The 19,081-nt window shown below is 71.5% G+C and carries 19 protein-coding genes and 1 pseudogene; 6 read left to right on the top strand and 14 right to left on the bottom strand.

The annotated features are described in order from the left end of the window. The 3 genes and pseudogenes from R7226_RS27140 to R7226_RS27130 form a co-directional block, all read right to left on the bottom strand. Positions 1–379, bottom strand: a pseudogene (locus tag R7226_RS27140) (RecQ family ATP-dependent DNA helicase); the annotation flags it as partial. Positions 380–399: 20 nt separating this feature from the next. After that, positions 400–765, bottom strand: coding sequence for a chorismate mutase (aroH, locus tag R7226_RS27135; protein ID WP_318600526.1), 366 nt, complete (start codon positions 763–765; stop codon positions 400–402). Between the two features lie 12 nt (positions 766–777). Beyond that, on the bottom strand, positions 778–1,545 hold the full coding sequence (locus R7226_RS27130) for a pseudouridine synthase (protein ID WP_318600525.1): 768 nt from the start codon (positions 1,543–1,545) through the stop codon (positions 778–780). 25 nt (positions 1,546–1,570) lie between these two features. Here R7226_RS27130 and rlmN point away from each other — a divergent pair, with 25 nt between their 5' ends. Beyond that, the gene (gene rlmN, locus R7226_RS27125; RefSeq protein WP_318600524.1) at positions 1,571–2,563 is read left to right on the top strand and encodes a 23S rRNA (adenine(2503)-C(2))-methyltransferase RlmN; all 993 of its coding nucleotides are present in this window, start codon (positions 1,571–1,573) and stop codon (positions 2,561–2,563) included. Here rlmN and scpB read toward each other — a convergent pair. Both scpB and R7226_RS27115 read right to left on the bottom strand, forming a co-directional pair. Beyond that, positions 2,541–3,311, bottom strand: a complete 771-nt coding sequence (scpB, locus tag R7226_RS27120; RefSeq protein WP_318600523.1) for an SMC-Scp complex subunit ScpB — start codon at positions 3,309–3,311, stop codon at positions 2,541–2,543. The genes rlmN and scpB overlap by 23 nt on opposite strands. Then, on the bottom strand, positions 3,311–4,063 hold the full coding sequence (locus R7226_RS27115; protein ID WP_318600522.1) for a segregation and condensation protein A: 753 nt from the start codon (positions 4,061–4,063) through the stop codon (positions 3,311–3,313). Before R7226_RS27115 ends, scpB begins: the two co-directional genes overlap by 1 nt. 96 nt (positions 4,064–4,159) lie before the next feature. On the opposite strand from R7226_RS27115, the gene R7226_RS27110 reads away from it, so the two are divergent. Next, entirely contained in the window at positions 4,160–4,609 is a 450-nt protein-coding gene (locus R7226_RS27110; protein WP_404827910.1) for a nitroreductase/quinone reductase family protein, read from the top strand. A gap of 26 nt (positions 4,610–4,635) precedes the next feature. Here the strand turns inward: R7226_RS27110 and trpS are convergent, their stop codons facing one another. Genes trpS through R7226_RS27090 form a run of 4 tightly spaced genes read right to left on the bottom strand, consistent with a single transcriptional unit; the run spans position 4,636 to position 6,950 of the window. After that, a complete protein-coding gene (trpS, locus tag R7226_RS27105; RefSeq protein ID WP_318600520.1) occupies positions 4,636–5,649 on the bottom strand; it encodes a tryptophan--tRNA ligase in 1,014 nt (337 codons plus the stop codon). Positions 5,650–5,659: 10 nt separating this feature from the next. After that, positions 5,660–6,013 carry a type II toxin-antitoxin system VapC family toxin gene (locus tag R7226_RS27100; protein WP_318600519.1) on the bottom strand — a complete coding sequence of 118 codons (354 nt, stop codon included), beginning with the start codon at positions 6,011–6,013 and terminating at the stop codon, positions 5,660–5,662. After that, on the bottom strand, positions 6,006–6,227 hold the full coding sequence (locus R7226_RS27095) for a ribbon-helix-helix domain-containing protein (RefSeq protein WP_318600518.1): 222 nt from the start codon (positions 6,225–6,227) through the stop codon (positions 6,006–6,008). Before R7226_RS27095 ends, R7226_RS27100 begins: the two co-directional genes overlap by 8 nt. A 21-nt stretch (positions 6,228–6,248) precedes the next feature. Then, positions 6,249–6,950 carry a TetR/AcrR family transcriptional regulator gene (locus R7226_RS27090; RefSeq protein WP_318600517.1) on the bottom strand — a complete coding sequence of 234 codons (702 nt, stop codon included), beginning with the start codon at positions 6,948–6,950 and terminating at the stop codon, positions 6,249–6,251. Between the two features lie 50 nt (positions 6,951–7,000). Here R7226_RS27090 and R7226_RS27085 point away from each other — a divergent pair, with 50 nt between their 5' ends. Continuing rightward, positions 7,001–8,431 carry a cytochrome P450 gene (locus R7226_RS27085; RefSeq protein ID WP_318600516.1) on the top strand — a complete coding sequence of 477 codons (1,431 nt, stop codon included), beginning with the start codon at positions 7,001–7,003 and terminating at the stop codon, positions 8,429–8,431. A gap of 34 nt (positions 8,432–8,465) precedes the next feature. Here R7226_RS27085 and R7226_RS27080 read toward each other — a convergent pair whose 3' ends face one another. Together R7226_RS27080 and R7226_RS27075 are read right to left on the bottom strand one after the other, a co-directional pair. After that, the gene (locus tag R7226_RS27080) at positions 8,466–10,322 is read right to left on the bottom strand and encodes a DNA/RNA non-specific endonuclease (RefSeq protein ID WP_318600515.1); all 1,857 of its coding nucleotides are present in this window, start codon (positions 10,320–10,322) and stop codon (positions 8,466–8,468) included. A 133-nt stretch (positions 10,323–10,455) separates the two neighbouring features. Beyond that, on the bottom strand, positions 10,456–11,337 hold the full coding sequence (locus tag R7226_RS27075; protein ID WP_318600514.1) for a sulfurtransferase: 882 nt from the start codon (positions 11,335–11,337) through the stop codon (positions 10,456–10,458). Between the two features lie 187 nt (positions 11,338–11,524). On the opposite strand from R7226_RS27075, the gene R7226_RS27070 reads away from it, so the two are divergent. The 3 genes from R7226_RS27070 (at position 11,525) to R7226_RS27060 (ending at position 15,784) form a co-directional block, all read left to right on the top strand. Next, entirely contained in the window at positions 11,525–13,744 is a 2,220-nt protein-coding gene (locus R7226_RS27070) for an MMPL family transporter (protein WP_318600513.1), read from the top strand. Between the two features lie 27 nt (positions 13,745–13,771). Further along, positions 13,772–14,659 (top strand): YihY/virulence factor BrkB family protein, encoded by an 888-nt coding sequence (locus R7226_RS27065; RefSeq protein ID WP_318600512.1) that lies wholly within the window; start codon positions 13,772–13,774, stop codon positions 14,657–14,659. 120 nt (positions 14,660–14,779) lie between these two features. Then, positions 14,780–15,784 (top strand): fatty acid desaturase, encoded by a 1,005-nt coding sequence (locus R7226_RS27060; RefSeq protein ID WP_318600511.1) that lies wholly within the window; start codon positions 14,780–14,782, stop codon positions 15,782–15,784. Here R7226_RS27060 and gcvPB read toward each other — a convergent pair. The 3 genes from gcvPB to gcvH form a co-directional block, all read right to left on the bottom strand. Further along, positions 15,765–17,285, bottom strand: coding sequence for an aminomethyl-transferring glycine dehydrogenase subunit GcvPB (gcvPB, locus tag R7226_RS27055; RefSeq protein WP_318600510.1), 1,521 nt, complete (start codon positions 17,283–17,285; stop codon positions 15,765–15,767). The genes R7226_RS27060 and gcvPB overlap by 20 nt on opposite strands. Next, positions 17,282–18,670, bottom strand: a complete 1,389-nt coding sequence (gcvPA, locus tag R7226_RS27050; protein ID WP_318600509.1) for an aminomethyl-transferring glycine dehydrogenase subunit GcvPA — start codon at positions 18,668–18,670, stop codon at positions 17,282–17,284. The genes gcvPB and gcvPA overlap by 4 nt, the downstream gene beginning before the upstream one ends. 18 nt (positions 18,671–18,688) lie before the next feature. Beyond that, positions 18,689–19,081: glycine cleavage system protein GcvH (gene gcvH, locus R7226_RS27045; protein WP_318600508.1), on the bottom strand; the 393-nt coding region annotated here is incomplete at its 5' end.

Raw genomic sequence — 19,081 nt, 5'->3', positions numbered from 1 at the left:
GCGCGCCGAACAGCGTCTGCTCGGCGGCGGGCGCTCCGGGGCGCGGCGCGGCGGCGCGCGCGGGCGGACCGGGGTCGAAGGCCGGCGGTGCGGCCGCGGCGGCGTCGAAGCGGCCGGGATCCTCCTCCTCGACCGGCCCGCCGAGGCTGTCGAGGTAGGCGAGCATGCCGTCGTCGTCGGCGTCCGGCGCGGACGCCGGACGGGCCGCTTGCGCCGCTCTCACGCGCGCCGAGGCCAGTCTCGCCAGCGGCGTCAGCGCGTCGCGCTCCTCGGGCGCCAGCTCGCGCCAGCGGGCGCGCAGGGCGGTGAGCGCCTCCGCCGCGCCGGGCGCGGCCGGGTCGGCGAGCACCGTGGCGAGGGAGCTGAGCGCGCGCTGCACGACCAGGACGGTAGCCGACGCTACTGCGCCGACTCGAGGTCGGTCCGCAGCACGCGGGCGCCGCGCAGGTAGACGTGGCTGGGCTCGTGGTCCTCGGGCGCGTAGTAGTGGACCATCACGCGGATCACGAGCGGCAGCGAGCCCGGCACCGGGACCTCGCGGGCGCACATCAGCGGCACTCTCGAGAGGCCCATCCTGCGCGCGGCGACCGCCGGGAACTGCGCGTCGAGATCGTCGGTGTTCGTGAACAGGCAGCTGACCATCGCCTCGGCCGTGACGGCGTTGCGCGACATCAGCTCGCGCATCAGCTCGTCCGTGGCGGAGAGGATCTGCTCGGCGTCGTTGTCCTCGACGGTGATGGCGCCTCGAAGCGCAAAGAGCCGCATGGCGGCGAGAGTCTACGAGACGGTCCGGGCGCCGCGGCGGCCGGTCGGCGGCTTCGGCGGCTTCGGCGCCGTCGCCGGCGGCTCGTGCGCGGCCTCGGCCAGCTCGCGCACCTCTCTCGCCGTCAGCCGGCGCGAGCGGCCGGGCTGCAGCTCGCCGAGCCGCAGCGGGCCGAACTGGACGCGTTGGAGCGCTCTGACGGGGTTGCCGACCGCCTCGCACATCCGCCGCACCTGGCGCTTCTTGCCCTCGTGGATCGTGATCTCCATCACGTGGGCGGAGAGGCGCTGAACGCGGGCGGGCGCTGTCACGCCGTCCTCCAGTCGCACGCCCTCGCGCAGCTGGCGCAGCGTCCGCTCGGTGATCGACGGGCCCTTGACCGTCGCGCGGTACGTCTTGGGGACCTCGAAGCGCGGGTGCGTCAGGCGATTGGCCAGCTCGCCGTCGTTGGTCAGCAGGATCAGGCCGGTCGACTCGGCGTCGAGGCGGCCGACCGGGTAGAGCCGGCGCCCCTGCGGCACCAGCTCGATGACGGTGCGGCGGCCGTGCGTGTCGGCCGCGGTCGAGACGACGCCGGGCGGCTTGTGCAGCGCGTAGACGACGCGCTGCTCTTCGCCGCGGACGCGTTCGCCGTCGTAGCGGACGTCGTTGAGGTCGCTGACGTCGAGCGCCGGATCTCTGACGGTGCGGCCGTCGACGTCGATGCGACCGTCGAAGATCAGCTGCTCTGAAGCGCGCCGGGAGGCGACGCCGGCGTGGGCGAGGAACTTTGCGAGTCGCACGGGCCTGCCACCATAGAGGTCTGCCATGGATCTCGACCTGCTCGACCGCACTCTCTCCGACCTCGGCCAGCCGGCCTTCCGCGCCAAGCAGGTGTGGGAGTGGACCGCCAGAGGCGCCGCCGGCTACGAGGAGATGACCAACCTCCCCGCCGCGCTGCGCACGACGCTGACCGAGCGCGTCCCCTTCTCGTCATTGACGCTCGACCGCGAGATGCACGCCAGCGACGGCACCGTCAAGGCGCTCTTCCACACGCACGACGGCCGCGCCGTCGAAGCCGTGATGATGCGGTACAACGACGGCCGCCGCTCGCTCTGCCTCTCGTCGCAGTCGGGCTGTCCGCTGACCTGCACCTTCTGCGCGACCGGCACGATGAAGTTCGGCCGCAACCTGACGACCTCGGAGATCCTCGACCAGGCGCTGCACTTCCGCCGCATCGAGGAGGTCGACCACTGCGTCTTCATGGGCATGGGCGAGCCGATGATGAACCTCGACAACGTGCTCGCGGCCTGCAGACGGCTGCCGAGCATCGGCATCACCCACCGCCGCACGGCGATCTCGACGGTCGGCTGGATCCCCGGGATCGAGCGCCTGACCGAGCAGGAGATGCCGATCCGCCTGGCGCTGTCGCTGCACTCGCCCGACGACGCGCTGCGCTCGGAGATCATGCCGGTCAACGACCGCTACAGACTGGCCGACGTGCTGAGAGCGTGCCGCGACTTCTACGAGGTCAAGCGGCGGATGGTCTTCATCGAGTACGTGATGCTGGCCGGCGTCAACGACGGCTACGCGCAGGCGCTGCAGCTCGCGAGACTGCTGGAGCCGTGGATGTACAAGGTCAACCTGATCCCGTACAACCCGACCGACTCGATCTACGACGGCTCCAGCCGCGACGCGATCGAGACCTTCCGCGCGGTGCTCGAGGAGCACGGCGTCTCCGCGACCGTGCGCCTGACGCGCGGCCGCGACATCGACGCCGCCTGCGGCCAGCTCGCCGTCAGAGCTGCTTCGGCGAGCTGAGCGGGATCACGTCGGCGCCGAGCGCGCCGAGCGAGTCGCCGGCCGGAACCGCGGCCTCGCTGCCGCCCGGCCGCTCCGTGCGGCCCTCGGCCGGCTGGGCCGCGGTCGGGACGCCGAGGCGCGCCTCGCCGGCGCGCAGCAGGCGGTCGCGGATGTTGGCGGCGACCTCGGGCGATGGGTCCCACGCGCTGACGTCGGGCAGGTCGTCGAGCGATCTCAGCCCGAACAGGCGCAGGAACAGCTCGGTCGTGCGGTAGAGGACCGCGCCGAACTGCGAGCGGCCGCCCTCCTCGATCACGCCGCGCTCGATCAGCGTCGCCGCGGCCGACTCGGCGTTGACGCCGCGGATGCGGGCGATCTCCGGCCGCGAGACCGGCTGCAGGTAGGCGACGACGGCAAGCGTCTCCGCCTGCGCGGGCGTCAGCGGCGGCGTGCGCGGCTTGCCGAACAGGCGCCGCGCGGCGTCCTCGGCGAGCGGGTTGGAGGCGAGCACCCAGCCGCCGGCCAGCTCGCGCAGGACGATCCCGCGGCGGCGCTCTTCGTAGTCGGCGCCGAGCGCGGCGAGCGCGGCGGTCACGTCGGCGAGGTCGGCGTCGGTCGCGTCGACGAGCTGCTCGACGCCGACGGGGTCGCTGGAGAGGAACAGCAGCGCCTCGATCAGGCGCTCCAGCTCGCCGGTGTCGCGCGGCTCGGCGTCGGCCGCGTCGGGCGTGGGCTCCTCGCCCGCGGGCACGTCGGGTCCGGTCATCAGACCGCCGCCTGGGCCTGCCAGGGGTTCTCCTCGCGCGCCTCGACCATGATGTCCGCGAACGGCTCGTCCTGCTCCCACGTCGCCTCGCCGCGCTTGTACAGCTCCAGCAGCGCCCAGATCGTCACCGCGACGGTGACGCGGTCGGCTCTGGCGACGGCCTCGTCGAAGGAGAAGCGGCCGCGATGCAGCAGCGAGCGCAGATGTCTGAGCCGCTCGACGACGGTCACTCTCTGGATCGTCACGTGGCTGAGCGAGATCTCGGCCGGCATCCGCAGCATCCCGCCGATCGCCTTGCCGAGCAGCGCCGGGTCGTAGACGGGGCGGGAGTCGTCGAGCGTGCCGCGACGCAGCTCGGCCGGCAGCGGCGCGTGGCGGAAGCGGTAGCCGGACTGCTCGTCGAGCCGGCGTCTGAGGAACTCGGCGGCGCCGCGGTAGCGGTGCGCCTCCAGCAGGCGCGCGAGCAGCTCCTCGGCCGCCTCGCCCGGCTGCATGTCGAGCAGCTCCTCCTCTTCGCCCGGCAGCATCAGGCGCGACTTCAGCTCCAGCAGCGCCGCGATCAGGACGAGGAACTCGGTCGCCAGCTCGAGGTCGAGCTCGCCCTTCGCCTCGAGGAAGTCGATGTAGGTCAGCACGACGTCGGCGAGGTCGACCTCGAGCAGGTCGACCTCCTCGCGCAGGACGAGCGTCAGCAGCAGGTCGAACGGCCCGGCGAAGACGTCCAGGTCGAGGTCGAGATCAGCGGCACGCATCGGTTCAACACGCTAGCGGCAGCACCCGACGCTCCCGCGCGCAGACGCGCCGATGCGCTCCTTTCCCCTGCATCCGCCGATCTTCCTGTCAGGCTCATGACCATGAACGCCGCGCTCAAGCACCGCATCGTCCGCCCGTTCCAGAACAGAGTCGTCAACCCGCTGGCGAAGTGGGCGATCGAGAAGGGCTACGCACCGGCCAGCTACGCGCTGCTGGAGACGACCGGCCGCAAGAGCGGCGTCGCGCGCCAGACGCCGGTCGGCAACGGCCTCGTCGGCGAGCAGTTCTGGATCGTCGCCGAGCACGGCGCCAGAGCCGCCTACGTGCGCAACATCGCGGCCGATCCGCGTGTGCGCGTGCGGATACGCGACGGCCGCCGCCAGGTCTGGCGCAGCGGCATCGCGACCGCGCTGCCCGACGACGATCCGCGCGAACGCCAGCGCTGGCTCGGCGAGTCCGGCCCCGGTCGCGCCTCCAACGCGCGCGCGGTGCGGATGTTCGGCAGCGACCTGCTCACGGTCCGGATCGACCTCGACCCGCAGTAGGCGCGCGGGGCGCGGGGCGGCGCGCGCTACCGGCGAACCGGCCCGACGCCCATCAGCTCGCGCACGTCGGCGAGCGTCTGCGTCGTGATCGCGCGCGCCTTCTCGGCGCCGGCGGCGAAGATCGCCTCCAGCCCGGCCTCGTCGGCGCGCAGCTCGGCGTAGCGCTCCTGCACCGGCGCCAGCCGCTCGACGACCGCGGCGGCCGTCGCGACCTTGAAGTCGCCGTAACGGGCGTCGGCGAACTCGGCCTCGACCGCGTCGAAGGAGATCCCTCTGACGGCCGCGTAGACCTCGATCAGGTTCGCGATCCCGGGCTTCTGCTCGCGGTCGTGCACGATCTCGGCGCCGGAGTCGGTCACGGCGCGCTTGAACTTCTTCTCGATCGTCTTCGGCTCGTCGAGCACGAGCACGGTGCCCTGCTCGGTGCCGCCGGTCGTCGACATCTTGCGCGTCGGCTCCTGCAGGTCCATGATGCGCGCGCCGACCTCGCGGTAGACGCCCTCGGGCACGACCAGCGGGCCGGCGCCATCGGCGGCGGCGGGCGCGAAGCGGGCGTTGAAGCGGATCGCGATGTCGCGCATCAGCTCGATGTGCTGGCGCTGGTCGTCGCCGACCGGGACCTGCTCGGCGCGGTAGGCGAGCACGTCGGCGGCCATCAGCACCGGATAGGTGAAGAGCGAGGCGGAGACGAGGTCGCGCTGCGCGCCGGCCTTCTCCTTGAACTGGTGCATGCGGTTGAGGTCGCCGAAGGCGGTCACCGACGCCAGCAGCCAACTCAGCTCGGTGTGCTCCGGCACGTCGCTCTGGCGGAAGAAGATGCAGCGCTCCGGGTCGAGGCCGGCCGCGAGCAGGATCGTCGCCGTGTCGTAGACGGCCGTGCGCATTCTCGCCGGCTCGTACGGGACGGTCGTCGCGTGCAGGTCGACGACGCAGTAGATCGCCTCGCCGCGCTCCTGATGGTGGACGTAGGGCTCGATCGCCCCGATGAAGTTGCCGAGGTGCTTGCGACCGGTCGGCTGGATGCCAGAGAAGATGCGCACGGCGGGAAAGCTACCGGTCCGGCGCCACGAGCCGCAGTCGCGGCACGTGCTCGAAATCTCTGATGTTGCGCGTCATCAGCCGCAGTCCCTGGGTGACGGCTGTCGCGGCGATGAGCGCATCGGCGATGCGGACGCCGTGCTCGCGCCGCAGGCGTCCGGCCAACTCCGCGACGGCACGGTCGACCACCACTTCGCGAAAGGGTGCGAGCAGCTGCGCGACCGCTCTCACCTGGCTGGCGCGACCCGCGAACAGCTCCGCCCGCGTGACGACCGAATAGGCGACGTCCCCGCGGGGCGGCTGAAAGGCATGCGCCCCGCGGAGGTGATCGATGAAGACATCGCTGTCGACGAGAACGTCAGGCACGGTTCCACTCGTCACGAGATGGAACGACGAGGTCAGGGACCGCTCCGAAGGTGGCGTCGAGCGCGCTCTGCGCATCGGGCGCCGCGTGCGCGAGGTAGTCGTCGACCGCGGCCCGCACCAGCTCCGCGAGCGGCTTGCCCTCACGCCTGCCGACCTCGTCGAGGCGTTCACGCTGCTCAGTCGTCAGATAGATCTGTGTTCGCACAGCCGCCATATACAGCACAGCATACAGCGCCTATCCCGCCGGCTCGTCGGGCGGGCCGTCGGGCCAGGCCGCGACGATCGTGTCGACGATGCCGCCGCCGGCGATCGCGACGATCCCCGCCGGCACCTCGATCGAGGGGTCCAGCCGCGCCGCCGCGAGCATCGCCGCGACGAGCGCCTCGGCAAGCACCGCGACGAGCTGCTCGGCCGTCACCTCGTCGCGAGCGATGAACTCGCGCGTCGCCGCGTCGACCGCGCCGATCCAGGCGCGCGCCGCCGCACGCGCCAGCGGCGAGTCGGTGCTCGCGCCGGGCATGCCGGCCAGCACGCGCTCGGCGAAGGCGTCGCGGTCGCGCGCGACGATCGCGGCGACCTCCTCGTCGCTGGCGGAGACGCCGAGCAGCAGCACGTGCGCGTCGGCGTGCTGCTCGATCCCGGCGAAGTGGCGCCGCAGGCCGGTCAGCAGCTGCAGCGTCGGCGGCAGCGCGAGGTCGGGCTCGATCGACTCGTGCAGCCGCTGCACCGCGCGCTCGACGGAGGCGACGTAGAACTCGCGCTTGCCCCTGAAGTAGTGGTAGAGCAGGCCGCGCGAGACGCCGCAGGCGGCGGCGATCTCGTCGATCGAGACCTCCTCCCACGAGCGCTTGGCGAACAGCGCGACGCCGGCGTCGAGCAGCTGCTCGCGCCGGACGTCGACGTCGAGGCGGGTGCGGGGGCCTGAGGTTCGCTCCACGCGGCGAGTCTACGCTCGACAGCACTATTGAACTCTGATTCAATAGTCCCATGGCCACGCTCGCCCCGCTGCCCGCCGACGCCGCGCTGCTCGGTGAGGCGCCGCCCTCCCCCGCCGGCCCGCTCGCGCCCGAGGACCGCCGCGCGGTCGCGCTGCCGCCCGCGATCCCGCTGCCGCGCGCGCTGCAGACGCTGCGCTTCAGCGTCCGCCAGATCGAGTTCGTCTTCCGCTGGCGGCGCGAGCTGGGCGAGACCTTCCGCTTCCGCGGGATGCTCGACGACGAGGTGATCACGATCACCAGTCATCCCGATCACGTGAAGTCGCTGTTCACCGCCAAGCCGGACGACGCGCCGTCGCTGACGGGCGAGTCGCCGCTGCGCCCGATCGTCGGTCCCAACTCGGTGCTGACCGCGATCGGGCCGCGCCACATGCGCCAGCGCAAGCTGCTGCTGCCGCCATTCCACGGCGAGGCGGTCGCGCGCTACGCGCAGATGATCGCCGAGGCCGCCGACAGGGAGATCGACACCTGGCCGCTGCACGAGCCGATCGACCTCGCCTCGCGGATGCAGGCGATCACGCTCGACGTGATCATGGCCGGCATCTTCGGCGTCGAGGGCCTGCCCGCGAAGGGCACGCCGGAGCGCAGCCTGCGCGACACGATCCGCTGGGCGGTCGGGCTCTCCGTGCGCCCCGAGGCGCAGCTGTTCGAGCTGATCAACATCAACCGAGAGGAGGCGGCGGGGCCGCTGAAGAGACTGCTCGCGCACCTCGACAAGCAGATCTACGCCGTCATAGACCACCGTCGCGAGGCCGGCGACGCGGCCGAGCGGGCCGACATCCTCTCGCTGCTGCTGCAGGCGACCGACGAGGAGGGCACGCCGCTGACCGACAGAGAGCTGCGCGACGAGCTGCTGACGCTCGTGCTCGCCGGTCACGAGACGACGGCCAACTCGCTCGCGTGGGCGTTCGAGCGGCTTGTGCGCACGCCGGCCGCCTATGACCGCCTGCGCGACGTCGCGCGCTCCGGCGACGCCGCCTTCGCCGACGACGACGGCTGGATCGAGGCGACGATCCACGAGACGATGCGCTCGCGCCCGGTGATCCCGATCATCGGCCGCCGCGTCCAGAAGCCGTGGCAGTTCGGCGAGTTCGTGCTGCCGGCCGGCTCCTCGGTGCTGATGAGCATCCTGCTGCTGCACCACCGCGAGGACGTCTACCCCGACCCGTTCGCCTTCCGGCCGGAGCGGTTCCTCGGCGTCAAGCCCGGCACCTACACCTGGATCCCGTTCGGCGGCGGGATCCGCCGCTGCCTCGGCGCGACGCTCGCGATGGCCGAGCAGCGCGTCGTGCTGCGCGCGATCGCGCGGCGGACCGACCTCGTCGCCGTCGACCCGGCGCCGGAGAAGGCCCGCCACCGCAACGTCACGATGATCCCCGCCCACGGCGCGCGGGTCGCGGTGACCGCGCGCCGGGCGGGATAGCGCTCCGTTCGGCTCGCCCCGCCGTCGCCGTCGCTCAGGCGGCGGAGATCTGCCCGCGGCGCTCGATCCGGCGCACGGTCGCGCCGCCGAGCGCTTCGGGCGCGCCGCGCAGCGTGTCGGCGTCGGCGAGCGGGCCGAAGCCGAGCCCGATCGTCGCGCTCAGCTCGCTGAGCGGCAGCTGGTAGAGGTTGAACTCGTCGAGCCCGAGCGACTCGACCTTCGCCTCCAGGTCGTCCTGCGTCAGCACGAACCCCTTCGCCTTCAGCGTGCCGCCCTCGACATAGGCGATCACCTTCCAGAACGAGCGCGGCACGAGCACGCCGAGATGCTGGAAGTCGTTGTCCTTGAAGATCGGGCCGCCGAACAGGCTGATGCGCAGCGCGTCGACTCTGACGTCCTCGAAGATCGCGTCCTCCAGCTCGCCCCAGAGACCTTGCTTGCTCGACTGGTTGAAGTCGTCGAGCTGCGGCGTGATGTTGGTGAAGAAGAACGAGTCCTCGTTGGCGCGCTCGGCCTCGGCGCGCGTGCCCCACAGCAGGTCGGCGCGGCGGGCGATGTGGCCGCGGTCGAGGCGGTTGTTGCGGTAGAGCCTGTCGTCGACCTGGAATCTGGGCTCGTAGGCGTCGTCGAGCACGAACGGGATGCCGTCGCGCGAGAGCTGCTTGAGGCCGTCGCCGTCGACGTTCCACGCGACCCAGCGGCAGAACCTGCGCGAGGCGCTCATCGCGAGCGAGAAGTGCGTGTAGTGGCGGACGGTGTTGCCCTCGATCGTCGGGGCGTAGTCGGTGTCGACGTGCGCGACGGCCGCCGGCAGGTCGATGACGTGACCGGGCAGGAAGTCGAGGTCGTAGCCGCGCTGCTCCTCCCTGACGAGGACGGGGCCCGGCACCTCCGGCGCCAGCGGCTCGATCTCGAGCTTTCTGAAGACCGACGAGGCGTAGCAGGCGACGGCGTGCTCGTCGGGGTCGAGCGTCGTCTCGCCGGCGAAGTGGAGACCGAGCATCATGTCGCGCGGCTCGTCTCTGGCGCCGACCGCCATCCACGCCGAGCCGGAGTCGCCGCCCATCGAGATCTCGCCGTTGGCGGCGGGGTGGCCGGGGTCGGGGCCGATCTCGAAGCCGCCGATCTGGTGCTCGACGTCGTCGTCGCCGTAGGCGATCTTCGTGATCGTATGGACGCGCGTCACGATCCCGCGCGTGACCGCGGTCGTGCGGCCGGACTTGACGACCTTGTCGCCCAGCTCCGGATCGCCGAGCTGCCGCACCGCGACGCCCAGCTCCAGCAGCTCGTCGCTCGCCTCGCGGCCGCTGAGGCTGGCGATCGCGCAGTCGCCCGCGAGCCCGACGAAGCTGCGCTCCAGTCTGCCGCAGACGTTGGCGGCGATGCGGTTGTCGTCGAACGGTCCGGGCTGGACGATCGCGTCGCCGAGCTGTCCTTCGGTGCCGTGGAAGACGTGCCAGTTCGACAGCAGGCGGACGGCGCCGGTGACGCGGTCGGCGGCGAGGCAGCCGAGCGTGCCGGCGGTCGACGCTATGTGACCGATGCTGATGCCGGGGACGATCGGGTCGACCCGTCTCTTGCGCTCGGCGACGGCCTCGACGGTGACCGCGACGGGCTGGACGTGGTATTCGCGCTCGATCACGTCGGTCGGCAGCTCGATCCCGTTGACGGAGATCGTCGGCGGGATCGGTCTGCTGATCGCGTCGACCGCCTCCGGCACGACCTTGCTGGCGACCGTGAACTGGACCGCCAGCTCGCCGGTCGAGACCCCGTCTCTGAGCTTGTAGCCCAGCCCCACCGAGGTGATGTTGGGATCTCTCAGATAGGTCTCCGCCACCTGCCGCACGATGGCCTCGGCCGTCGCTCTGTCCGTCAGGACGTTCTCGCCCATGTCGACTCGCTCCTGGTCCCCGAGCTGTCAGTACGGAAACCAGAGTATCCCTCGGCGCGGGGACGGCAAGCGCAGGGCGCGGAGCTGGCGCGCGAGCGCCGGCGTGCCCGCCGCGCCCGGCGCGCAGACGCTCCTACCCCACTTCCAGCGGCAGCTCCGGATCGGCCGTCCACTCGGTCAGCGAGCCGTCGTAGAGACGCACGTCGTCGCGCCCGGTGAGCGCGAAGGCGAAGACGTCGACGGTCGCCGAGATGCCGCCGCCGCAGTAGGCGACGACCGGCTCCCCCGGCCGCGCGCCGGCCGCGCCGAGCGCCTGCTCCAGCTGCGGCAGCGGGCGGAAGCGGTTGCTGCCGGGGTCGACGAGCGTCGCGTGCGGCAGGCTGACGCTGCGCGGGATCCGCCCCGGCCGCGCGTACGAGCTGGGCCCCTCGCCGCGGAAGACCTCCGGCGAGAGCGCGTTGACGAGGCAGGCCGGCGCCTCGCCCGCGGCGATCGCCTCGACGTCGGCGCGCGTCGCGAGCAGCTCGGGGCGCGGGGCGGCCGCGAAGTCCGCGGCCGCGTAGGTCGCGGCCTCCGTCGAGAGCGGCAGGCCGGCCGCCGTCCACGCCGGCAGCCCGCCGTCGAGCACCGAGACCGCGTCGAAGCCGAAGTAGCGCAGCAGCCACCACAGCCGCGTCGCCCACATCGTCGCCTCCTGCGCGTAGACGACGACGTGCGTGCCGGGACCGATCCCGAGCGCGCCGGCGCCGGCGGCGAAGCGCTCGGCGCTCGGCAGCGTGAAGGAGTACGGCGCGTCGGGATCCGACAGCGCGCCGGCGACGTCGGCGAAGGCGGCGCCGGGGATGTGCCCGGCGTCGTAGCCGGCGCGGCCGCTCACGACCTCGTACGGGCCGCCCTCCGGCGGGCGCTGGAGGACCACCGTCGCGTCGAAGATCAGCAGGCCGGGCTCGCCGCGGTGCGCGTCGAGCGTGGCGGCGTCGATCAGGGCGGGCAGGCGCGGCGTGGTGACGGTCATGAAGGTCCTCGCAGATGAATCTCGACTTGTTGAGTCGAGATTAGCGGGCGCGGGCGCCGCGGGCCGCGTCAGCCGCGACGAGAGACACCGGAAACCTGCCCCCCGCAGCGGCAGATATCGCCCCTTCCGCGAACAGGCGGCCGGTGAAACGGTTGGGTGTTCCCGCCTCACCAGGAGGAGGAGCACCATGAAGCACAACCTCGCGGCGCGCATGGCCCACTGGAGCGCCCACCATCGCAAGCTCGCGATCTTCGGGTGGCTCGCGCTCGTGCTGATCGTCTTCGTGGCCGGCAACGCGATCGGCTCCAAGCAGATCTCCGACGTCGACCAGTTCTCCGGCGAGTCGCATCGCGCCGAGCAGGCGCTCGACCGCGCCGACATGCGGCCGACCAGAGAGGTCGTCTTCCTGCGCAACAGAGCGCTGACCGTCAGAGCGCCGGAGTTCCGCCGCGCGATCGCCGAGGTCTCAGCACGGCTCGCGACCGTTCCCCACGTCGAGAACGTCAGATCGCCGCTGACCGGCGGCGGCACCGTCTCCCCCGACGGCCACGCCGCGCTCGTCGACTTCCAGATCGCCGGCGACTCGATCGAAGCGGCCGATCGCGTCGACCCGACGCTCGCCGCCACCGCGGCGGTGCAGGCCAACCACCCGGACTTCGAGATCGAGCAGTTCGGCGCGGCCAGCGCCGAGAAGGCGATCAACGAGACGATCAACGACGACCTCGCGAAGGCGGGCGAGCTGTCACTGCCGATCACGCTGATCATCCTGGTGCTCACCTTCGGCACGCTCGTCGCCGCCGGCATCCCGCTGCTGATGGGGATCACGGCGGTGATAGGTGCGCTCGGCGTCGTCGCGATAACCAGCCACCTGCTGCCGATCGACAGCAACCTGTCGGCCGTGATCCTGTTGATCGGCCTCGCCGTCGGGGTCGACTACTCGCTCTTCTACCTGCGGCGCGAGCGCGAGGAGCGCGCCGCCGGCCGCGAACCGGAGCCGGCGCTCGCCGCCGCGGCGGCGACCTCGGGGCGGGCGGTGCTGATCTCCGGCATGACGGTGATCGCCGCGATGGCCGGCATGTTCCTCAGCGGCGACAACACCTTCATGTCGTTCGCCGAGGGCACGATCATCGTCGTCGCGATCGCGATGTTCGCCTCGTTGACGCTGCTGCCGGCACTGTTGAGCTGGCTCGGCGACCGCGTCGAGAAGGGCCGTGTGCCGCTGCTCGGCCGCCGGCGCCGGGCGGCCGGGCAGTCGCGCTTCTGGTCGGCGCTGGTCGGCCGCGTGATGCACCGGCCCGGACTGTCGCTGGTGCTCGCGGGCGGGCTGCTGGTTCTGCTCGCGATCCCCGCGCTGGGGATGAAGACCGTCAACAGCGGCGTCGACGACCTGCCGCAGGACCTGCCGGTGATCGTCACCTACGACAAGGTCAGAGCGGTCTTCCCGGTCGAGGGCGTCGTCGCGACCGTCGTGGTCGAAGCCGACGACGTGCGCTCGCCCGCGGTCACCGGCGCGATCGCCAGACTGGCGGCGGCCGTCGACCGCTCAGACGCCTTCCTGCCCGGCACCCAGGTGACGTACAGCGCTGACGGGACGGTCGCGCAGATCGACGTGCCGACCGTCGGCAACGGGACCGACACGGCGTCGGTCGGCGCGCTCGACGAGATCCGCGACGAGATCGTCCCGGCGACCGTCGGGACGGTGCAGGGGACGAGCGTCAACGTCACCGGCGACGCGGCCAGCTCGGTCGACTTCAACAACCAGCTCAACGGCCGCCTGCCGCTGATCTTCGCCTTCGTCTTCGCGCTCGCCTTCCTGCTGATGCTCGTCACCTTCCGCTCGCTCGTGATCCCGCTCACCGCGATCGTGCTCAACCTGCTGTCGGTCGGGGCGGCCTACGGCATCCTCGTGCTGATCTTTCAGGACGGCAACCTCGAGTCGCTGATCGGCTTCAGCTCCAACGGCGGCGTGACGAACTGGCTGCCGCTGTTCCTGTTCGTCGTCCTGTTCGGGCTGTCGATGGACTACCACGTCTTCATCCTCTCCCGCGTGCGCGAGCTGCACGACCGCGGCATGCCGACCGCTGAGGCGGTGCGGCAGGGGATCTCGACGACGGCCGGCACCGTCACCAGCGCGGCGGTCGTGATGGTCGGCGTCTTCGCCGTCTTCGCGACGCTCAGCTTCATCGACTTCAAGGAGCTGGGGATCGGCCTCGCGGTCGCGGTGCTGATCGACGCGACGATCGTGCGCGGCGTGCTGGTGCCGGCCTCGATGAAGCTGCTCGGCGACTGGAACTGGTACCTGCCGCGCTGGCTGGAGTGGCTGCCGCGCGTCGGCGCCGAGCGCGACACGACGCCCCCACCCCCGCCGCCGCGCGGAACCGGAGGCAAGATGCCTGTCGGTGCGTAGTGCCCTCAACGGGTAGCCGTAGGAGGCATGCGCAGGATCCCGACGATCGTCAAGCGTGCGCTGGTGTCGTTCTACGACGACCAGATGACCCATCACGCCGCGGCGCTGACCTACTACGGGCTGATGTCGCTCTTCCCCGCGCTGCTGCTGGCGATCTCGCTGCTCGGCCTGATCGGTCAGTACCCGGCGACCTACAACGCGATCATGGGCTACCTGCGCGAGGTCGCGCCGGCCTCGGCGCTCGACCCGCTCGACAGCTCGCTGCGCAGCACCTTCCAGCACAAGGGCACCGCCACGACGACGCTCGCCATCAGCGTCGTCGTCGCGCTCTACGGCACGACCGGCGTGCTGGAGGCGGCGCGGCGGGCGCTCAACGTCGTCTTCGAGGTCGAGGGCGGGCGCAGCTTCCTGCGCCGCAAGACGGTCGACGTGATCTCGACCGTCGTGCTGATGACGCTGATCCTCGTCAGCCTCGTGCTCGTGTTCGTCGGCGGCGGCTTCGCCGAGGACCTGCTCTCGTTCGCCGGCTTCGGACCGGAGGTCGCCGACGTCTGGAACGTCGCGCGCTGGCCGGCCGCGGTCGCCGTCGCGGTGCTCGTCTTCTCGTTCCTCTACTACGTCACCCCCGACGTCGAGCAGCGTTCCTTCCGCTGGATCACTCCGGGCGCGATCGTCGGCGTGGCGCTGTGGCTGATCGCCTCGTGGGGCTTCGCGACCTACGTCTCGCGGGTCGCCGACGTCGGCGCGCTCTACGGCGCCTTCGCCGGCGCGATCGTGCTGGTCGCGTGGATCTGGCTGTCGAACGTCGCGCTGCTGTTCGGCGCCGAGCTGGACGCCGAGATCGAGCGCGAGCACGAGCTGCGCGAGGGCGTGCCGCCGCACGAGACGCTCGACATGCCGGCGAAGCCGGCGTGAGATGCGCCATCGCCGGAGCTACACTCGACAAAGGAGGGCAATGCGGTGGGATCGGTGCGTGAGCGCAGATAGCGCGGTTTGACTTCTCAGAAGTCCCCGCCCCGCGATCCGAAGGCCGCCATGTCCGCATCGTCCACCCGCGCGCTCGCGCCCTACGCACGACCGCGCCTCGACCGGGGCCTCCTCGACGTCGCCACCTCGGTCGTCCCGTACCTGCTGCTGATGGCCGCGATGGTCGCGCTCGTGCCCGTCTTCTACCCGCTCGCGCTGCTGCTCGCCGTGCCCGCGGCCGGCTTCCAGCTGCGCACGTTCATCGTCTTCCACGACTGCGCGCACGGCTCCTTCCTGCCGTCCAGACGCGCCAACCAGTGGCTCGGTCGCGCGGTCGGCCTGCTCGTCTGGACGCCGTTCGCCGCCTGGCGCCACAGCCACGCCCAGCACCACGCCTCCGCCGGCGACCTCGACCGCCGCGGCGATGGCGACGTGCGCACGCTCACCGTCGAGGAGTACCGCGCCGCGCCATGGCGCAGCCGCGTCGCGTACCGCCTGATGCGCCACCCGGCGATCATGTTCACGCTCGGTCCGCTGTACGCGATGGTGCTGAAGCCGCGGATCCCGCTGCGCTCGATGCGGCCGCGGATCCGTCACAGCGTGCTGCTCACCGACCTCGCGATGGCTGCCGTTGCGGCCGGATTCTGCCTCCTCTTCGGCTGGTCGACGCTGCTGCTCGTCCAGCTGCCGATGATCGTGCTGACCGGCGGCGCCGGGGTCTGGCTGTTCTTCGTCCAGCACCAGTTCGAAGACGCCTACTGGGAGCACGCCGACGGCTGGTCCTATGACGACGCGGCGCTGCGCGGCAGCTCCTATCTGAAGCTGCCGCAGCCGCTGCAGTTCCTCACCGGCAACATCGGCCTCCACCACGTGCACCACCTCAGCGCCCGGATCCCGAACTACAACCTGCAGGCGGCGCACGACGGCAACAGCGTCTTCCGCAGCGTGCCGGTGCTGACGCTGCGCCAGGGCCTGCGCGCGACGCGGCTGAAGCTGTGGGACGAGCGCGCGCGCAGACTCGTCACGTTCGCCGAGGGGCGGCGGCTCTCCGCCCCTACAGCGGCTGGCGGATGACGGGGCGCTTGGCGGCGCCCGCCTCGTCGAGACGGCGGACCGGCGTCGTGTAGGGCGCGTTACGGGCGATCTCGGGGTCGCCCTTCGCCTCCGCCAGGATCTCGGCGATCACGTCGGCGAAGTGGTCGAGCGTCTCCTTCGTCTCCGTCTCGGTCGGCTCCAGCAGCAGCGCCTCGTCGACGAGCAGCGGGAAGTAGACCGTCGGCGGGTGGACGCCGTGGTCGAGCAGGCGCTTGGCGAGGTCGAGCGTTCTGATCCCCAGGTCGCGCTTCATCGGCGCGCCGGAGAGCACGAACTCGTGCATGCAGATGCGGTCGAACGCGGCCGGCAGGTACTCCGCCACGCCCGCTCTTCTGAGCAGCGCGAGCAGGTAGTTGGCGTTCAGGACCGCGACCTCGGAGGCCTCTCTCAGCCCCTCCGCCCCGAGCGAGCGGATGTAGGCGTAGGAGCGCACGAAGACGCCGTAGTTGCCCTGGAAGCCGCGCAGCTTGCCGATCGACTTCGGGATGTCGTGCTCGAGGTCGAACGAGCCGTCGTCGCGCTTGACGACCTGCGGCGTCGGCAGGTACGGCGCGATCCGCTCGCTGACCGCGATCGGGCCGGCGCCCGGGCCGCCGCCACCGTGCGGCTGGGTGAACGACTTGTGCAGGTTGAAGTGCACGATGTCGAAGCCCATGTCGCCGGGGCGCGTGATGCCCATGATCGCGTTGAGGTTCGCGCCGTCGTAGTAGAGCGTCGCGCCGACGCCGTGGACGATGCTCGCGATCTCCTCGATGTTGGCGTCGAACACGCCGAGCGTGTTCGGGTTCGTCAGCATCAGACAGGCGACCGACTCGTCAGCCTTCGCGCGCAGGTCGTCGACGTCGACGCCGCCGTCCGGGTTGGTGCCGACCTTGACGACCTCGTAGCCGGCCATCGTCACCGTCGCCGGGTTGGTGCCGTGCGCGGTGTCGGGCGTCAGCACCTTCGTGCGCTGCTCACCGCGGTCCTCGTGGTAGGCGCGCGTCACCAGCAGGCCGGCCAGCTCACCGTGAGATCCGGCGCTCGGCTGCAGCGAGACGTGCGGCATCCCCGCGACCTCGCCGAGCGCGACCTGGAGGCCGTGCATCAGCTCCAGCGCGCCCTGCGCCCGCTCCGGGTCCTGCAGCGGGTGCAGGCGGGCGTTGCCGGGAAGGCCGGCGACGCGCTCGTGCAGCTTCGGGTTGTGCTTCATCGTGCACGAGCCGAGCGGGTAGAAGCCGGTGTCGAGGTCGAAGTTGCGCTTCGACAGGCGGTTGTAGTGGCGCACGATCTCCGGCTCGGAGACCTGCGGCAGCTTCGCCGCCGTCGTGCGGCGGAGCTTCGCCGGGATCAGCTCGTCGAGCGGCTTGACCGGCACGTCGAGCGGCGGCGCGCTGAAGGCGCGGCGGCCCTCGACGGAGCGCTGGTAGATCGTCTTGACCTCGTCGCGCTGCATCGGCAGGCCCTCGATCGGCGTGCTCGGGACGGTGGAGGTGCTCATGCGCTCGCCCCCGCGATGGCGCCGGCGGTGGCTCGCTCGGCCGTGATCGCCCGCTCGAGCGCCTCCGCGAGGCGGTCGATCTGCGCACGCGAGCGCTGCTCGGTGAGCGCGACCAGCAGCCCGTTGGGGTATTCGTCGTAGTCGCGCCCGAGCCGGTAGCCGGGGTTGATCCCCTCGCTCGCCAGCCGCTCGACGACGGCGTCGACGTCAGCGTCCAGCTCGATCGCGAACTCGCGCACGACCGGCGCCTCGTGCAGCAGCTCGACGCCGTCGATCGCGGCGAGCCGCTCACGCGCGTACGCCGTCCGCTGGACGAGCAGCTCACCCAGCTCGACGAGCCCGTCGCGGCCGAGCCACGACAGGTAGATCACGCCCGCGAGCGCGTTGAGCGCCTGCGCGGTGCAGATGTTGGAGGTCGCCTTCTCGCGGCGGATGTGCTGCTCGCGCGTCTGCAGCGTCAGCACGAAGCCGCGGCGGCCGTCGACGTCTGTCGTCTCGCCGGCGATGCGGCCGGGCATGCGGCGGATGTGCTCCTGCGCGGCGGCGAAGAAGCCGAACGAGGGGCCGCCGAAGTCGAGCCGGTTGCCGAGCGACTGGCCCTCGCCGACGGCGATGTCGACGCCCTGCTCGCCGGGCGGCTGGAGGATCCCGAGCGGGATCGGGTCGCAGGCGCAGATCACGAGCGCGCCGACCGCCTTCGCGGCCGCCGTCAGCTCGGCGACGTCCTCGACCGAGCCGAGGAAGTTCGGCTGCTGCAGCACGACGGCGGAGACGTCGTCGCCGAGCGCGGCCTTCAGCGCCTCCAGGTCGGTGACGCCGTCGCGCAGCGGGATCTCCTCGACCGTCTGGCCGTAGCCGTGCGAGAGCGTCTCGAGCGTCGCGCGGCTGTGCGGGTGGACGCCGCGGGAGGCGAGCACGCGCGGGCGGCCGTTCGTCAGCTTCGCGAGGTAGCCGGCCGCCCCGACGGCGCTCGGGCCCTCGTAGACGGAGGCGTTGGAGACCGGCAGCCCGGTCAGCTCCGAGATCGCAGTCTGGTACTCGAACATCACCTGCAGGCCGCCCTGCGAGATCTCCGGCTGGTACGGCGTGTACGGCGTCAGGAACTCCGAGCGGAGGATGATCGAGTCGATCAGCGCCGGCACGTAGGAGTCGTACATCCCGGCGCCGAGGAAGCTGACCTCGTCCTCGGTCGAGACGTTCTTGGCAGCCAGGTCGCGCAGGTGCGCGTACACCTCCTGCTCGGCCATCCCGGCCGGCAGGTCGAGCCCGCGGCCGAGTCGCAGTGCGGCGGGGATGTCGGCGAACAGCGCTTCGATCGAGTCGACGCCGATCGCGTCGAGCATCGCGCGCCGGTCGGCGTCCGTTGCGGAGGTGTACGTGCTCATGTGGCCTCTGTCAGCCCCTCAGCCGAGATCGGCGGTGTAGGTGGCGGCGTCGAGCAGGGTCCCGACCTGGGACGTGTCGCTCAGTCGCACCTTCACCATCCAACCCTCGCCGTAGGGGTCGTCGTTGATCTGCTCGGGCGTGTCCTTGAGGGCCTCGTTGACCTCGATGATCTCGCCGCTGAGCGGTGCGATCACGTCGGAGACGGCCTTCACGGACTCCACCTCAGCGTAGCCCTCCCCCGCCGTCACCTCGGCGCCGACCTTCGGCGGGTCGAAGAAGACGACATCGCCGAGCGAGTCCTGAGCGAACCAGGTGACGCCGAACGTGGCGACGTCGCCGTCGATCTTCGCCCAGTCGTGCTCGGGGTGGTAGAGCAGGTCCTCGGGATAGCTCGCGTCGGCCATTAGTTC

It is taken from the genome of Conexibacter stalactiti (genome assembly GCF_033542075.1).
GTDB classification, from domain to species: domain Bacteria; phylum Actinomycetota; class Thermoleophilia; order Solirubrobacterales; family Solirubrobacteraceae; genus Conexibacter; species Conexibacter stalactiti.
The sequence above is the reverse complement of the archived record's forward strand: the minus strand, read 5'-3'. Positions and strand labels throughout refer to the sequence as shown.

Coding starts and splice junctions, on each gene's coding strand:
- aroH (WP_318600526.1), bottom strand. CDS start 765: ATGCGGCTCTTTGCGCTTCGAGGCGCCATCACCGTCGAGGACAACGAC.
- rlmN (WP_318600524.1), top strand. CDS start 1,571: ATGGATCTCGACCTGCTCGACCGCACTCTCTCCGACCTCGGCCAGCCG.
- scpB (WP_318600523.1), bottom strand. CDS start 3,311: ATGACCGGACCCGACGTGCCCGCGGGCGAGGAGCCCACGCCCGACGCG.
- R7226_RS27115 (WP_318600522.1), bottom strand. CDS start 4,063: ATGCGTGCCGCTGATCTCGACCTCGACCTGGACGTCTTCGCCGGGCCG.
- R7226_RS27110 (WP_404827910.1), top strand. CDS start 4,160: ATGACCATGAACGCCGCGCTCAAGCACCGCATCGTCCGCCCGTTCCAG.
- R7226_RS27095 (WP_318600518.1), bottom strand. CDS start 6,227: ATGGCGGCTGTGCGAACACAGATCTATCTGACGACTGAGCAGCGTGAA.
- R7226_RS27085 (WP_318600516.1), top strand. CDS start 7,001: ATGGCCACGCTCGCCCCGCTGCCCGCCGACGCCGCGCTGCTCGGTGAG.
- R7226_RS27080 (WP_318600515.1), bottom strand. CDS start 10,322: ATGGGCGAGAACGTCCTGACGGACAGAGCGACGGCCGAGGCCATCGTG.
- R7226_RS27075 (WP_318600514.1), bottom strand. CDS start 11,337: ATGACCGTCACCACGCCGCGCCTGCCCGCCCTGATCGACGCCGCCACG.
- R7226_RS27070 (WP_318600513.1), top strand. CDS start 11,525: ATGAAGCACAACCTCGCGGCGCGCATGGCCCACTGGAGCGCCCACCAT.
- R7226_RS27065 (WP_318600512.1), top strand. CDS start 13,772: ATGCGCAGGATCCCGACGATCGTCAAGCGTGCGCTGGTGTCGTTCTAC.
- R7226_RS27060 (WP_318600511.1), top strand. CDS start 14,780: ATGTCCGCATCGTCCACCCGCGCGCTCGCGCCCTACGCACGACCGCGC.
- gcvPB (WP_318600510.1), bottom strand. CDS start 17,285: ATGAGCACCTCCACCGTCCCGAGCACGCCGATCGAGGGCCTGCCGATG.
- gcvPA (WP_318600509.1), bottom strand. CDS start 18,670: ATGAGCACGTACACCTCCGCAACGGACGCCGACCGGCGCGCGATGCTC.